Annotated in this window: 17 protein-coding genes; 10 read left to right on the forward strand and 7 right to left on the reverse strand. The window is 46.0% G+C overall.

Features of this window, described 5'->3' with window-relative positions:
- The first annotated feature begins 4 nt into the window (after window positions 1-4).
- Together ACYX4N_RS01945 and ACYX4N_RS01950 are read left to right on the forward strand one after the other, a co-directional pair.
- On the forward strand, window positions 5-592 hold the full coding sequence (locus tag ACYX4N_RS01945) for a cytochrome c oxidase assembly protein (protein ID WP_476055433.1): 588 nt from the start codon (window positions 5-7) through the stop codon (window positions 590-592).
- Window positions 593-615: 23 nt separating this feature from the next.
- Window positions 616-1,509 (forward strand): cytochrome c oxidase subunit 3, encoded by an 894-nt coding sequence (locus ACYX4N_RS01950; protein WP_474803488.1) that lies wholly within the window; start codon window positions 616-618, stop codon window positions 1,507-1,509.
- A gap of 16 nt (window positions 1,510-1,525) precedes the next feature.
- Here the strand turns inward: ACYX4N_RS01950 and ACYX4N_RS01955 are convergent, their stop codons facing one another.
- Window positions 1,526-1,735 carry a DUF2909 domain-containing protein gene (locus tag ACYX4N_RS01955; RefSeq protein ID WP_474809186.1) on the reverse strand — a complete coding sequence of 70 codons (210 nt, stop codon included), beginning with the start codon at window positions 1,733-1,735 and terminating at the stop codon, window positions 1,526-1,528.
- 45 nt (window positions 1,736-1,780) lie between these two features.
- Here ACYX4N_RS01955 and ACYX4N_RS01960 point away from each other — a divergent pair, with 45 nt between their 5' ends.
- Genes ACYX4N_RS01960 through ACYX4N_RS01985 form a run of 6 tightly spaced genes read left to right on the forward strand, consistent with a single transcriptional unit; the run spans window position 1,781 to window position 6,380 of the window.
- Complete coding sequence (locus ACYX4N_RS01960) at window positions 1,781-2,485, forward strand: SURF1 family protein (protein WP_476055434.1); 705 nt, start codon at window positions 1,781-1,783, stop codon at window positions 2,483-2,485.
- Window positions 2,478-3,017, forward strand: a complete 540-nt coding sequence (locus ACYX4N_RS01965) for a hypothetical protein (protein WP_179985043.1) — start codon at window positions 2,478-2,480, stop codon at window positions 3,015-3,017. Before ACYX4N_RS01960 ends, ACYX4N_RS01965 begins: the two co-directional genes overlap by 8 nt.
- 5 nt (window positions 3,018-3,022) lie before the next feature.
- The gene (locus ACYX4N_RS01970; RefSeq protein WP_476055435.1) at window positions 3,023-4,240 is read left to right on the forward strand and encodes a COX15/CtaA family protein; all 1,218 of its coding nucleotides are present in this window, start codon (window positions 3,023-3,025) and stop codon (window positions 4,238-4,240) included.
- Window positions 4,233-5,150, forward strand: coding sequence for a heme o synthase (cyoE, locus tag ACYX4N_RS01975; protein WP_476055436.1), 918 nt, complete (start codon window positions 4,233-4,235; stop codon window positions 5,148-5,150). The genes ACYX4N_RS01970 and cyoE overlap by 8 nt, the downstream gene beginning before the upstream one ends.
- The gene (locus tag ACYX4N_RS01980) at window positions 5,147-5,791 is read left to right on the forward strand and encodes an SCO family protein (RefSeq protein WP_476055437.1); all 645 of its coding nucleotides are present in this window, start codon (window positions 5,147-5,149) and stop codon (window positions 5,789-5,791) included. Before cyoE ends, ACYX4N_RS01980 begins: the two co-directional genes overlap by 4 nt.
- 1 nt (window position 5,792) lies before the next feature.
- On the forward strand, window positions 5,793-6,380 hold the full coding sequence (locus tag ACYX4N_RS01985) for a GNAT family N-acetyltransferase (RefSeq protein WP_474803502.1): 588 nt from the start codon (window positions 5,793-5,795) through the stop codon (window positions 6,378-6,380).
- A 92-nt stretch (window positions 6,381-6,472) separates the two neighbouring features.
- Here ACYX4N_RS01985 and ACYX4N_RS01990 read toward each other — a convergent pair whose 3' ends face one another.
- Window positions 6,473-7,633 (reverse strand): polysaccharide deacetylase family protein, encoded by a 1,161-nt coding sequence (locus tag ACYX4N_RS01990; RefSeq protein WP_476055438.1) that lies wholly within the window; start codon window positions 7,631-7,633, stop codon window positions 6,473-6,475.
- Between the two features lie 122 nt (window positions 7,634-7,755).
- Here ACYX4N_RS01990 and ACYX4N_RS01995 point away from each other — a divergent pair, with 122 nt between their 5' ends.
- On the forward strand, window positions 7,756-9,102 hold the full coding sequence (locus ACYX4N_RS01995; protein ID WP_476055439.1) for an MATE family efflux transporter: 1,347 nt from the start codon (window positions 7,756-7,758) through the stop codon (window positions 9,100-9,102).
- Between the two features lie 95 nt (window positions 9,103-9,197).
- Here the strand turns inward: ACYX4N_RS01995 and ACYX4N_RS02000 are convergent, their stop codons facing one another.
- The 5 genes from ACYX4N_RS02000 to nfuA all read right to left on the reverse strand — a co-directional run bounded on the left by ACYX4N_RS02000 (window position 9,198) and on the right by nfuA (window position 12,406).
- Window positions 9,198-9,914: a class I SAM-dependent DNA methyltransferase gene (locus ACYX4N_RS02000; RefSeq protein ID WP_476055440.1), complete on the reverse strand. Its 717-nt coding sequence runs from the start codon at window positions 9,912-9,914 to the stop codon at window positions 9,198-9,200.
- Between the two features lie 273 nt (window positions 9,915-10,187).
- On the reverse strand, window positions 10,188-10,571 hold the full coding sequence (locus ACYX4N_RS02005; RefSeq protein ID WP_474803510.1) for a VOC family protein: 384 nt from the start codon (window positions 10,569-10,571) through the stop codon (window positions 10,188-10,190).
- Between the two features lie 74 nt (window positions 10,572-10,645).
- Complete coding sequence (locus ACYX4N_RS02010) at window positions 10,646-11,341, reverse strand: aspartate/glutamate racemase family protein (protein ID WP_474809188.1); 696 nt, start codon at window positions 11,339-11,341, stop codon at window positions 10,646-10,648.
- A 211-nt stretch (window positions 11,342-11,552) separates the two neighbouring features.
- Window positions 11,553-11,708: a hypothetical protein gene (locus ACYX4N_RS02015; protein WP_476055441.1), complete on the reverse strand. Its 156-nt coding sequence runs from the start codon at window positions 11,706-11,708 to the stop codon at window positions 11,553-11,555.
- 119 nt (window positions 11,709-11,827) lie between these two features.
- Window positions 11,828-12,406: a Fe-S biogenesis protein NfuA gene (gene nfuA, locus ACYX4N_RS02020; protein WP_118491185.1), complete on the reverse strand. Its 579-nt coding sequence runs from the start codon at window positions 12,404-12,406 to the stop codon at window positions 11,828-11,830.
- A gap of 161 nt (window positions 12,407-12,567) precedes the next feature.
- Here nfuA and ACYX4N_RS02025 point away from each other — a divergent pair, with 161 nt between their 5' ends.
- Window positions 12,568-15,225, forward strand: coding sequence for a M14 family zinc carboxypeptidase (locus ACYX4N_RS02025; protein WP_476055442.1), 2,658 nt, complete (start codon window positions 12,568-12,570; stop codon window positions 15,223-15,225).
- The last annotated feature ends 11 nt before the right edge of the window (window positions 15,226-15,236 follow it).

Consider the following 15,236-nt stretch of genomic DNA (forward strand, 5'->3'; position numbering starts at 1 on the left):
CGTGATGTCACAGCAAAGTGCAAATAACAAAATGGTTATCAAGCTTGTTGCTATTGTCATAGGCATGTTTGGCTTTGGCTTCGCTTTGGTTCCCTTGTATGACGTATTCTGTGACGTAGCGGGAATTAATGGCAAAACCGAGAACACGGCAGCCGTTTACCAATCAGTTGAGATTGATGAATCGCGAGAAGTGACCGTAGAATTTATTACTCGCACAAATACCGGTATGCCGTGGGAATTTCGCACTGAAACCAAGCGTGTGAAAGTGCACCCCGGCGAGCTAAACACGGTATCGTTTTATGTGAGAAATCCTGCATCAAGTAATATCGTCGCTCAAGCCATTCCCTCTGTATCCCCTGGCACAGCAGCGCTCTATCTTAATAAAACGGAATGCTTCTGCTTCAATCAGCAGCCACTTGATGCGGGGAGTGAGGCGTATATGCCTATGCAGTTCTACGTCGACCCGCAGCTTCCTGAAGATATAACCTTTTTTACCTTGCAGTACACACTCTATGACGTCACAGCGCGAGCCAGTGACCTAACGACAACACCGAATCCCTTTATGGCTTCGACACCATCAACTGGCGAATAAGCAGAAGGGGTAAGGAGAAGAAAATGCAAACCGAAGTACAGAATCACGAATATCAAAAATACTATGTACCAGCGCAAAGCCCATGGCCCATTGTAGGGGCCGTCGCTCTATTTCTTATCGCTGTAGGTGCAGGCAACTATGTGGTGCAGGCGACCAAAGGCGAAACCGGCTATGGCGGTCATATCCTTTTAGCGGGAATAGCCGTATTGCTGATTATGCTGGTGGGCTGGTTTAAAAACCAAATTGATGAGTCTATGGCTGGGCTTTACAGCGACCAGCTAGGCCGCTCGTACCGCCAAGGCATGAGCTGGTTTATCTTTTCAGAGGTGATGTTTTTCGCCGCGTTTTTCGGTGCGCTTTACTACGCACGGTTTATCTCGGTTCCATGGCTTGGTGGCGCATCGAATAACGCTATGACTAATGAAGTCTTATGGCCGACTTTTGAGGCAATCTGGCCGCTGGTATCAACGCCAGGCGGCACTACCACACAAGAAATGAGTGCTGCGGGTTTACCCACAATCAACACGGTTATCTTGCTTATCTCATCAATCACACTGCACTTCGCTCATGTGGGTCTAGAGCAAAACAAACGCAAGCAGTTGACCCTAATGCTAGGCATTACCATTTTACTCGGGTGTGGGTTCCTGTTTTTACAGGTGGAAGAGTACATTCATGCTTATCGCGACTTGGGGCTTACGCTTCAGTCAGGTATTTATGGCAACACCTTCTTTATGCTTACAGGGTTTCACGGTATGCATGTGACCCTCGGTACCATCATTCTTATTGTATTATTTTTTAGAGTGTTGAAGGGGCACTTCACACCAGAAAACCACTTCGCTTTTCAGGCGGGAAGCTGGTATTGGCACTTTGTAGATGTAGTGTGGGTCATGCTCTATCTCTTCGTTTACGTGCTTTAGAAACAACACCCCAAACTCAATAAGGCCTTGGGTTTGGGGTAATTAAACCGGTACCAATAGCAATAAGAATAATAATAACAATGACGGCAGAAGTGAGCACTCGTCGACCAATATATTTACTCATTGGCCCCTTAGATGTGTCGTTTTTTATCATGATGCGCATCGCCATGAACAGATTAACAATCATGTACAGTACCAACGCAACAAGGACTATTTTTATCAACATACTCACCTCAGTTTTTATTCTCATTTTGCAGGGTGCGAGATAATCATGCTTTTTCGCACTCGCCACGTTATTCCTTGGTTACTCACAGGCTTTAGTGTGGCGATTATGTGCGGGTTAGGTTACTGGCAACTTGATCGCATGGTTCAAAAGCAACAACGTTTAGCTAGCATAGCGCAAAAGCAAAGTAATGGAACCTTGAGTTTAGAAGAGGCGCTGAACCACACAGATCCGAGAGATATCACCGTTTCTTTCAGTGGTTCCTTAGATGCAAATCACGTATTGCTTTTAGATAACCAGATTTACAATCAACGGATAGGGTTTGACGTGATAGCGCCGGTATATACCAATGCCGGTTGGCTTTTAGTGAACTTTGGCTGGGTGCCCTCACCAGATTTAACTCGCACCTTGCCAGATATAAGTTTTACGAGCGAAATTCGCGATTTTACCGGTGTCATCAGTGTTCCGGGTAATAACCCTTTAGTTAAAGAAACCAACATGGCCTTGGCGCAAAGCCCTGCGCTTGTTCAGCACATCGAATTTCCCGAATTAAACGACGCCTTAGAGCGAAATTTTTTACCTTTTATTCTCCAGCTTACTACGCCTGACCCAGCGTTTATTCGCGAACATCAGGCCGTTGTAATGTCTCCCGAAAAGCACCTGGGTTATGCCGTTCAGTGGTTTGGTTTAGCCATTGCCGCTGCGGCCATAGGTGGTTTTGCAATTAATAAGAAAGGACGTAGTTATGAGTAATGCTGCTTCGAAAAAAACGTTAATTATCATGGTAGCTGTGTTTGTTTTGCCTGTCGTCATGGCGAAGCTTGCACTTGACAACGATTGGTTTACCAAAGGCGCTACTAATAAAGGTCAGCTGCTTGCGCCAACAATCGACATGAGTGCACTTTTGAAAGATGCAGAGCCTAAGTGGCGTTTACTTTACGTCATGCCGAATGAGTGCGATGCAGTGTGTGAAAACGCACTATTTAGCATTAACCAAGTATGGCTTGCTTTAGGTAAAGAGTCTGATCGCGCCCAAGCCGTGGTCGTTACAAGCGATTCAAGTGATCAAGTAGCGATAGCAGCCTTAGCGGACTACCCCTTTGTAGAAACCTTGCCGGTTACCACGCCAACCGCCCTCGCCTCTAGCAGTGTTTATATCGTCGATACTCAAAATAACGCCATGCTCTTTTACGAAATTAAAGACGATAGAAAAGACGCGGTGATGGAAAGCCGTAACATGCTGGCGGACATGAGAAAGCTATTAAAGCTATCACGCATAGGATAAACGCTATGAAAAAGTTAACCCTATTCAGTATATTTTTAGCTGCTGTTGTTATCATTTTAGGTGCCTATACCCGTTTGACCGATGCCGGATTAGGCTGCCCGGATTGGCCTGGGTGTTACGGAAACTTAACCGTCCCCTTAAGTGAAGAAAAGGTAGCACAGGCAAACGCCGCCTACCCAGAGCGTCCGGTAGAAGCATTTAAGGCGTGGAATGAGATGATTCACCGCTACTTTGCAGGAACCTTAGGGCTATGTGTACTGGCTATTGCCATTATTGCTGTTCGGCAGCGCGACAAAGGCACGCCCGTTAAATTACCACTGTTACTGCTGGGGCTTATTATCTTCCAGGCTGCACTTGGTATGTGGACAGTGACGCTCAACCTGCTTCCCGTTGTTGTTATGGGGCATTTGTTAGGAGGCTTCTCCGTAATATCCTGCCTATTTATTCTCTATCTTCGCTTGCGCAATACCGCAGGCGGTGCACCGAAAACTAAACAAGCGCCCATAGCGTCAGCTATGCATGTTCAGGGCATTGTCGACTTACCTCAAGCTAAAGCCTTTCAGCGAAACCTCAAATTTTTCGCCTTTGTTGGACTCGGCGTACTTGTTACGCAGATTGCTCTGGGAGGGTGGACTTCGGCAAATTATGCGGCCTTAGCTTGTACGGAAATGCCAGTTTGTGAAAGCGGTTGGCAGGAACGAATTGATTTGGCAGGCGCATTCAGTGTGCCTGATGCAGACAACTATGAATTCGGTGCTCACGATTACGGTGAGCGAGTCACTATGCACATAGTGCATAGGTTCGGTGCGGTCATTACGTTTTTATACTTGCTAGCACTTGGTATCAGTGTGTTGGTAAGCCGCCATACCTCAAGTAAACAAAAATATGTGAGCGCGTTTATGTTGGTAGCCTTGTGTACGCAGGTGGCATTAGGGCTTAGCAACATTATCTTTATGCTGCCATTGGCTGTCGCTGTAATGCATAACGCAGTAGCAGCCGTGTTACTTCTTTCCCTACTCAACCTCATTTTTACCGTATTTCTGGCACTAGAAAACGATAACGTCTTTGGTACAGAAAAACGAAGAACAGACTCATTCTCAGGCTCGAAACCACTGCAGGGGGCAGGTGCATTTAGCATACATGAAGCGCCTTTGCAGGGCCCATTTAACGCGTCAACGTCTTCTCATATTCTCCCTAAAGCTCCAGGAGGTTTCCATGGCTAAATCGGTCTCTTTACATGCGCGTACTTCACGCAAGCACAATGTAGTCACGTGGCGAGATTACTATGAAATGACTAAGCCTAATGTCGTCATGTTGTTGCTGTTAACCGCGTTAGTGGGAATGTGCTTAGCTACGCCTACTTGGGTAAACGCAACTGTGCTCATCTGCGGCTTATTGGGTATTGGTATGTTGTCTGCGTCTGCTGCCGTTATTAATCACGTTGTCGACCATAAAATAGACAGCGTCATGGCACGTACGTTTAATCGGCCTGTCGCGAAAGGCAAAGTCAGTATAAACAACGCGCTGTGGTTTGCCGGTATCTTAGGTGTGGTAGGGTTCGTGGTGTTGGCCTTATTTGTGAATATGTTAACCGCGTGGTTAACCCTAGCAAGTTTAGTGGGCTACGCGTTTATCTACACTATGTACTTAAAGCGAGCGACACCGCAAAATATCGTGATTGGCGGTTTGGCGGGTGCCGCGCCACCACTTTTAGGTTGGACTGCGGTTACCGGGGAAATACATGCTCATGCATTACTTTTGGTCCTGATTATCTTTACTTGGACCCCTCCCCATTTTTGGGCTCTCGCCATCCATAGAGAAAAAGACTATGCCAAAGCGAAGGTGCCTATGCTGCCAGTAACCCATGGTGTGTCTTTTACGAAAACTTCAGTATTGTTATATACAGTGTTGCTAGGACTTGTGTGCCTGCTTCCCTACCTTACAGGTATGAGTGACCTCATTTATTTAATTGGCTCAAGTATGCTTAACATTGGATTTTTATATTATGCTTTAAAGCTAAAATTTGATGCAAAGCCTCAAACAGCAATGAAAACTTTTAGGTTCTCTATTATTCATCTCATGGTATTGTTTGTAGTATTACTCTTAGATCACTACATTCCATTGAGTTTATGAACCAACGAACTATTGTCGGCCTTGTTGCATTTTTAGCGTTGTGTGCAGGCATTCTCGGGGCGCTTTATATCGCGCCTCCAAGTGTTGAAAGTCAGCCTGAATACTTTCAAACCTACCCTGAGCCAAGAGCATTATCACCTTTCACACTAACGTCACATGAAGGTGACGTATTCGATAATTCCTCGCTCAAAGGCCAATGGAGCTTAGTATTTGTGGGCTATACATTTTGCCCAGATATTTGCCCCACGACCATGGCCGAGTTAAACGAAATATACCCTGAACTAAAGGGATTAAATACTGTCGAACCAATTCGAGTTGTATTTGTATCCGTTGATCCGAATCGCGATTCAATAGAAAGACTTTCAGAGTATGTGAGCTATTTTAATGAGGAGTTCATCGCCGTTACCGGAGAGCACAAAGCGCTATTCCCGTTCGTACGTAATTTAGGGATGATGTATGCTATTGCTGAAAGTACCGATAACCCCAACTATTTAGTTGATCACAGTGCATCTGTTGTACTTGTCGACCCTGATGCTAGGGTGATAGGAAGATTCAAACCAAAAAGAGAGCCAGGAAAGCTATCGATAAGTGATTCTCAGCAAATATTGGCAGATATGCCGATAATTACCTCGAAGCAGTAGTATGGAAATAGAAATTAGGCAAGGTGTGGCATCTGATGCCGCGCAAACTACGCCGCTCATATTGAACGCGGCGCAGTCATTATTAACGTCTATTTTTGGACATAATAAGAATAAAACAGCCGATGGCTACCTTGCTCATGCTTGGGAACTAGGCGGCGGTCAGTATGGCTTCAACAATCATTGGGTGGCATGCAGTGGTGACGAAGTGCTAGGTGTGGTAACTGCTTGGCATAGCAAACTGGGTGCCGCATTTGATAGAGCAACCCTAGACAGCATTACGTCATACTTTACGCTTGATGAAGCTATGACAGTACTCATGCGTAACCAAACAGTAGCGGTAAACCTTACGCCCCCCACCAATACTGAACTAATGATTGGACACCTTTCCGTTGAAGAAAGCGCCCGACGAACCGGGGTGGGCTCTATGCTGATGGATGCTATGCAGGTGCGAGCAGAAAAACTCAAGAAACGTAAGCTTGTGCTCGATGTTGAAGTATCGAACGTGTCGGCTATCCGTTTTTATCAACACCATGACTTTGTGGAAGAGTCTATTAATAAAGGCTTTATCCGCTTTGCTCGTCCAGTTTAGGTAAACGTTTCCTTATGTAAGCGCGAGTTCACTGACGCGAACTCGCGCGAGCCCCGCATCAGGCTAATTCCAAGTCAAAATTTTTAATTTACTTAGTCAGGATAATTGCCACTTTCATCTGCTACAAAGAAGGGCGTTGAGTACCAATAATAGCGACCAGCTTGAGTATTGGATGGTGCTGTACAGTTCACCCGTGAGCGGCCTACCGGGAGCGTCTTATCTAAGGTGAACGAAAGCACCTTACCTTCAAGGTCTGTCTCGATGGTATCGCCCCCAAAAAAACAATTAACCTGAGTAAGACGCACATCGTCACTGTCTATAGTCAAGCTTATGGGTGAAGACAAGGTTCGTGTCGTCATGCGAGGGTTTTCATGTGAACTGTGCGTTACTGGCATAGCAAGGCTATTAAGCTTGGTCTTGAGCGTTGCCAAATTTGCGTAAGGACCTGCAGCTGGAAACCGTGGAAGGGCTTGCATGTCGCTAGATGGGCCTACAGCCCCAGAGTGCTGTCCAAATCCAACATAACCTTCAGTTTTGAGCTTATTAGTAAGCGCGGTGTTGTACTCGCCAAACGGGTACGCTAGATACTTAAGGCTTATATTTAGCTTGTCTTCTATCTTCTTTTCAGCACTTTCTACGTTTTCCCACACTTTTTCCAGCCATGCGCGCTCCCCCATCGCTTGCTCACCGTTTAGCATATGAAGGTGATCTAGCGTATGGTTGGCAAAAGTAACGCCGTTGTTGTGCATGGCAATTACTTGCTCCCAGGTTAGCTGCTTCGGGCCTACGCCAATTTCATCGGGATTGATAAACACTGTGTATGGAAAGCCAAGGTCAGCCAGAATAGGATGAGCATTGTGTAAGATATTCGCGTAACCATCGTCAAACGTGATAGCCACTGCTTTTTCGGGCAGTGTTTTATTGTGTTGTATTGCTTCAACAACGTCCTGTAGCGAAACAACTGTGTGGTGTTTGTCCAAGTATTCCATGTGCGATCTAAAGGCTTCAGGCGAAATACTGGTACTAGCCGGTGTTGAAGACGACACATGGTGGTAAAGCAAAATGGCCGCGTTAGGCGTGGCACTCGTACTAGAATCTGAAGCGAAGCTAGGCGAGGCCAGCAACATATTGAAGAGCCCCAACAACGTTAAAGAAAAGATCTTCAAACGCGAGCGAATCATCATTCTATTTTGAATTACATTGTTGGTTTTCATATCATCATCCACTGAGTGCCTGAACAAATTCAATAGCATGGTAAACTTCAAAATTACGCAAATTGGGCCAATTTTATATTTGGTCGCGCAGGTACGCTTTTACTTATGCTGTTGCCTAGGTTGATAGTATATAGCGAAATTAACCCCTACTGAGATCATTTATGCCCCGTTCCCCAGTAACTCAGCGCTCTTTTTTTGACGACCATTCCCGTCTGTTGGCGTTAGCGCTTCCCATGATCTTAGCAAATATTACCACGCCCCTATTGGGCTTGGTTGATACCGCAGTTTTGGGGCATATGTCTTTACCTGCAATGCTTGCGGGAGCATCGGTAGGCGCGCTAATTCTAACGCAAATATACTGGGTGTGCGGATTTCTTCGCATGTCTTCAACGGGCTTAAGTGCACAAGCTAAAGGTTCGCCGAATAACACGTTAGAGTCAGCAAAAGTGTTGTGGCAAACGGTGGCTGTTGCCTTGGTATTGGGGGCATCGGTACTTGCTCTTCAATCTCCCATTTTGTCTATAGGCTTAGCTCTAACTCAGCCAAACAGTGACGTCGCCCTTCACCTTCAACACTATTTCTCGACGCGGGTATGGGGTGCGCCAGCGGCTATGCTGAACTTGGCATTGGTTGGATGGCTTGTCGGGCAGCAAAAAACGCGCAGCGTCATGGCTATTCAAATAGTGGGAAATTTATTAAATGCGGCACTCGATGTGGCGTTTGTGCTCGGTCTTGGTTTGTCCGTGGCTGGTGTAGCGCTGGCCAGTGTTATCGCTGAATACACCATGGCTATAATGGCGTTCGCCGTGGCGATTAAGTGCGTTGGCGGTGTAGCCGTAAGTACATCGTGGTTCAACCGTGCTGCTCGGAAAGTACTGATGAAGCTTAACGGTGACATGCTATTACGAAACCTGGCACTGCAAGGCTGCCTAGCGTTCCTCACTATTCAAGGGGCCCGTTACGGTGAAACGTCGGCGGCCGTCAATGCTATACTCATGCAGTTTTTTGTTCTAATTGCATTGGGGCTTGATGGTATTGCGTATGGCGTGGAAGCGCTGGTCGGTGAAGCCAAAGGGGCGTCTGACAGCAGCGAAGTGAAACGACGCACCTACCAAGGGTTAGTCTGGTCGAGTATTTTTGCCCTTATTTATAGCTTGATATTTTTCGCTGGCGGTGAGGCTATTATTACGTTACTTACGGAGCATAGTGACATTGTAGATGCTGCGCTACCTTATCTTGGCCTAATGGTATTACTTCCTTTATTAGCGCATTGGTGTTTTTTGTACGACGGCGTGTTTGTTGGTCTCACTCGAGCCAGCGCCATGAGAAATACCATGATAATAAGTGCTTTAGGTGTATATTTCCCTGTTTGGTATCTCACGCAAGACCAAGGTAATGTTAGCCTGTGGTACGCCCTACTCGCCTTTTTACTTGCTCGAGGCGTGACATTGGCTTGGAGCTTTTATCGGTTAGATAAACGCGGTGAGCTAGCGACACTGCAAAGCTAGTGTTTTATAACGCTTCGCTGACCTTACTTAGTGAAGGCGTGCTGAGCACGCTGCCTCTCTCAGTTTTTCTAGGGCATCATTCAGTATTATTTTTGCTACTGAGTTTTTTGCGCGGCTCTTTTTTGCACAATGATAATAGTGTGTTGCTCGGGGTGCTGATCAAATTCAACGTGGCGAATAAAGCCGCCCGCTTCCATCAATATTTCCAAGTATTTATGTAGCCCTAGCGAGGCGTAGTAGACTTCTGGGCCCATCACTTCATTTGTGTGCTCTCCACTTTCTGTTGTGCCCCCGCAGCTAAAAAGTAACACGCCGTCATCGCCTAAGTGGTTCACTAGCTTCTTAAGCAAAGGCTCTTGCTGCGTTAGAGGAATATGCCAAAAGCTATCCCAAGCGCTTATAAACGAATAGTGCTTGGGCATAGTGAATGTACACACGTCGGCGCAATAGAAGGTATGGGCGGGTAATTGAGTTGTCGCAATGGCGAGCATTTCTTCGGATACATCAATACCTTCGTACGTTAACCCTGCGCTTTCGATAATGGGAACAAAACGGTTTGTGCATCCACAACCTATGTCTAGCGCGTAACCTCTTTTTTTTGGTTTGACTTGATTGCTCTTGTCTCCTTTATTTAGCGCTTCTCTTTTGTTAGGCGCTTCGCTTGGCACTGTATCGGGCTCTTGTGATGGGATGTCCGGCAAAAATGACAGGGCTTTTTGATAGGCCGTCATGCCATTTTTCTGATTAAATTCAGGGCGAGTCCAAAGGTGAGTAATGGTGTCGTAGGCCTTGCCGGTTTCTTCAGGTGTCATATTCCCTCTGTTAGCCGAGCTTATAATGGTTCAAGATTAATTCATTTAGCAGCAATGTATAGTCAAAGTACAAGGAAGAGAAAAAGCGAAACCCGTTTGAGGCATGGAGCGGCCAGACAGTAACGCCTATGCTTTTTCGTTTGGCTGGGGCTTATATGTAGACTTAAATAGGCATACCCAAAGCGCTATTACTAAAAGCGCTTTGGGCCAAATAGAAAGCTAAAAGCGAATAGCCTACAAAAAGGCGTAGGCACCTAAGCAGGCTAGCTTCAGCTATTTTTTTACGATATGCGTGGCACAGAGTTTGTTACCTGACGGGTCTCTCAGGTAAGCAAGGTATAATTGGCGTTCGCTATTTCCCCGAATGCCTGGTGGGTCTTCACACGGAACGCCCCCATTTTCGCTTCCTACCTTATGCCACTCATCTACAACCTCGGGTGTGCGTGCCGCAAGGCCAAGTGTAGTGCCATTGCCGTGTGTCGCTGCCTCGCCATTAATTGGCTTGGTTAGGGCTAAAATACCTTTGGGCGTGTAGTAAAACACGCGTCCATATTCATCAAAAACGCCGGGTTCGTAACCCAATACACCTAAAATAGCGTCATAAAATTTCTTCGACGCCTCAAGGTCGTTTGCGCCTAACATAACGTGGCTAAACATAGTTGTGTCCTCTGAAATAGTAGGGGTAACCCCCTTTTATCAAATTAGGTTACTCGTGCTCTGCCTTAGTGTATTTATTGCCCTAAAGCGAAGTCTACCGCGGCTTTAGCATGGATAGCGGTAGTGTCGTATAACCTAACCTTGGTATGTTGTTGTTGCACTAATAACGCAATTTCTGTGCAGCCTAAAATAATGCCTTCAGCACCCTCGGCCGCAAGCGCGTTTATTACTTCAATATACGCCTCACGAGAATCAACACAAATCACGCCCTTGCATAATTGTTCATAAATAATGTTATGGACTGTATCTCGTTGTTGCGCATTTGGAATAACAACTTCAATACCAAAAGCCTCTTCAAGACGGGATGTATAAAAGGTTTGCTCCATGGTGAAGCGGGTGCCTAGCAGCCCAACTTTCTTAACTGAATTTTTCTGCAGCACACGACCCGTGGCATCGGCAATGTGAATAAGAGGGATACTAATATTTTGCTCTATGTCAGCCGCGACTTTGTGCATGGTATTGGTACAAATTAATACGGCTTTTGCACCAGCAACTTCTAAATGCTTTGCCTCGCGGATAAGTATATCGGCGGTTTTATCCCATTCACCCTTATGTTGAAGCTGTTCTATGTGAGCGAAATCGACGCTGCTTATTATTAGCGGTGCACTGTGAAGGCCGCCAAGTCGTGTATTAACGTCACGGTTTATTGCTTGGTAATAACTTACCGTTGATTCCCAGCTCATGCCGCCGAGCAAGCCTAGCTTTTTAATAGTATTTTCCACAGTTCACCTTTTTTAGGTATTTAGTACTACCTTCAATCTACCGATAAAATGAAGTCGCGACTAGTGGCTGGAAGAAGGAAAACATTATGAACAGAAATATAACAGCGATATAACTAGCTAAGTGTAGGGAGAGACGTTGGCGCGTTGTGAATACTTTAACGCGGTAAAGTGGCTTAAATTAAATAGATAAGCTCAATTGTTAGAACTTAGGTGGCGGTTTCTTATTTTTCATAAACGAGAAACGCTGAATGAAAATGCCCCAGTAGCCCAACATGGCAATAGCAAAACCAAGAAATAGCACCAGAAGGCTTAGGTAACGCAGCGCAACATGAAGTTCGCTAAGGGTAAATAACATCAAGACGCCGACAACGAAAATAGATAAGCCTATTTTGAATCGTTGCCAGCTCTTGAGTGGATCTTGCATCAGCATAAGGGCAGCATTGTGATTGCACCTAAATAAGCGCAGTATTGCGCTTAGTAGTAAGAGTGCTCACCGGCTTGGTGTTCAGTTGCGTCGCGCACGCCTTTAAGCTCGCCAGCAAACTGTTCAATCATTTGCTTCTCGATACCTTCTTTAAGCGTCACGTCTACCATTGAGCAGCCATTACAGCCACCGCCGAATTGAAGAATAGCGTAGCCATCATCAGTTAACTCGGTAAGTACAACATTACCCCCGTGGCTCGCTAGCTGCGGATTGATTTCTGATTCGATCATGTAGTTGATTCGCTCGACTAAAGGGGCATCGTCGGCCACTTTGCGCGCTTTAGCATTAGGCGCTTTAAGCGTTAATTGCGAGCCCATTTGATCGGTAACGTAGTCAATTTCCGCCTCATCGAGGTAAGGTGCACTTTCTTCGTCTACCACGGCATCGAAGCCGTTAAACGTAAGGCGAGTGTCTGTTTCTTCGACAGCGTCCGGCGGACAATAGGACACGCCACACTCAGCTGACGAGGTGCCTGGGTTTACGACGAATACACGAATATTCGTGCCAGACTCTTGTTTACTCAGCAGTTTTACGAAGTGAGCCTGGGCTTCTTCTGATATAGTTATCATCAGCAAGTCCTACATATTGTGAAAATTTGGATTATTGTATCAAATTTACCTGAGTAAAACAGTCAGGTATTAATTAAATAAATTATTCCAGTGAATCGAATTTGTTGAGAGCGACGTACACCGCTATTACTCTCAACCATAACAACAAGACGGGAAGCGCTATGTTAGCGAAACTAAAAAACTCCGCCAAAAAGAACCCATTATCACTCGCTTTATTGTTGGCGCTTGGCACTATCGCCCTTGACGCGACAACCAGCCAGCAAGCCTTGGCACAGCCAGCCTTATCATCAGTGGTTACTGTTACCCCTGATACCGGCGGACAGCCGGTTACCGCATACTTACCTGATACAGTATCTTACAACCCAGCTATTCCTACGCCTGAATCTGTACTTGGTGCCAACATTGGTGAGTGGCACGTACGTCACGACCAAGTCGTAAATTATATGCAGCTGCTTGCCGAGAATTCTGACCGCATTACCATCGAGGAAACTGGCCGTACCCACGAAAATCGCCCGCTTTTACTCATGACTATCACTGCGCCGTCAAACAGAAACAACATTGAAGCCATGAGGCAGCAGCACATTGATGCCATGGAAAGTGGCAAAAAAGTAGGTGGCGGCGCTCCTTTGATTTTTTACATGGGCTACAGTATTCACGGTAACGAGCCTTCCGGTACCAATGCTTCGCTAGCGCTGGCTTATTACTTAGCCGCCGCTCAAGGCGAAGAAATTGATGCCTTGTTGAACAACAATATTGTGCTGTTTGATCCATCTTTCAACCCCGATGGACTCTCTCGTTTTGCTCAGTGGGCAAATATGCACAAAGGCAAGCAGTTAGTTTCTGATAGCCGCCACCGTGAACATGACGAGGGGTGGCCATCAGGCAGAACAAATCACTACTGGTTCGATTTAAATCGCGACTGGTTATTGCTGGCGCACCCAGAGTCACAGGCGCGTATTAAACAGTTTCATAAATGGCGGCCACATATTCTGACCGATTTTCATGAAATGGGCACAGACAGTACCTATTTCTTTCAGCCAGGCGTACGCTCGCGCAAAAACCCTTTAACGCCAGACGAGAACGTCACCTTAACTGAAGCGCTTGCGCATTATCACGCGGCTGCATTCGACGAACAGGGCGAGCTGTATTTCACCGAAGAAGCATTCGATGATTTCTACGCTGGTAAAGGGTCTACCTACCCGGATTTACACGGTAGCGTGGGTATTCTGTTTGAACAGGCCAGTTCACGAGGACACCTTCAAGACTCTATAAACGGCAAGCTTGCTTTCAAAGACACCATAGCGAACCAAATTACCACGTCTCTGAGTACCTTTAGGGGCGCATTGGCAAATAAGGCTGCAATACTTGATTACCAATCGGGCTTTGTGAAGAGTACGCAGTCTTTAGCTAAGCAAGATGCACAGGCTGGATTTGTGGTAAGTGCATCGAATGATACCGCTCGTTTTAACGCGTTTATCGCATTACTAGAGCAGCATCACATCGAATATGAAGTGCTTACAGAGAACTTCGATGCGAACAAGATTAGCTACAAGGCTGGGAAGGCAATATTTATCCCTACTAACCAACCTCAATATCGCCTAGTAAAGTCAATCTTTTCAACGCAAACATCATTTGAAAATAACACCTTTTATGATGTTTCAACTTGGAATTTAGCGTTGGCGTTTAACTTGGACTACACGCCTTTAGACAAGGGCGATGTGCGAAGCCTTACGCTAAGTGACAACTCAGCTCTAACACAAGCAACACTTAACAATATTCATGAAAACGCTTATGCCTACGCGTTTTCATGGCAGCATTATTACGCGCCCGCCATGCTTCAAACTTTACTGGAAGCCGGTGTGAAAGTGCGAAGCAGTGAAAAAGCGTTTTCCGCTATTAAATACGATGGCAAAAATGTTGACCTTCAGCCCGGTAGTATCGTGGTGCCTAAAGGTTTGGGGCAGCCCGAAAACTTAGTAGCCATTTTGAGCAAAGCGCAGCAACAGCTTAAGGTACCTGTGTTTAGCTTGCGTAGTGGGTTAACGCCGACAGGTAATGATTTAGGTAGCCGGAGTATGGCGCCAGTTGGCTTACCGCAGGTATTAATTGTAGGGGGTGAAGGGACGAGTGAATACGAAGTGGGAGAAATGTGGCACTACTTCGATACTAAAGTCGGCTTGTCTGCAAGTATTGTAGAGCAACAACACCTATTAGGTGCGCTTAATGACCCTAGCATCTCATATACTCATATTTTGTTTCCAAGCGGTCGCTATCGCTTTACAGAGAACGACAGAGCGAAAATTGAAGATTGGGTGAAAGCCGGTGGCGTGATCGTAGGCCAGAAATCTGCACTGCGTTATTTTGCTAAACACAAGTGGCTAGATGCGGATATTGTAAGTAAAGAGACCATAGATAATGCTTTTGATGAAAGCGATTTAAGCTACGAAGACGGCTCATCGCTCTATGCCAGAAAGTTGGTGGCGGGCGCTGTATTTGAAGCAGATATTGATAATACGCATCCACTTTTTTATGGCTATAGCGATGACACGCTACCTATGTTTAAAACGAACAATATGATCGTGGAAGCAAGTAGTTCGCCGTTTGTCACACCAGCTCGCTACACCGACGAGCCACTTGTAGCAGGGTTTAGCGATAAAAGAATGGTTGCGCTAATGGCTGAATCAACCGCGGTGACGACTCAGAAGATGGGGCGTGGTGTGGTGATTGGTTTTACCGACAATACGCAATTTAGAGGCTACTGGTACGGCACGAACAAAATGCTAGCTAATGCAATTTACCAGTCGCACTTTATCCGTTAAATCAGTTTATG

Source organism: Alteromonas sp. ABH4_452 (genome assembly GCF_056311825.1).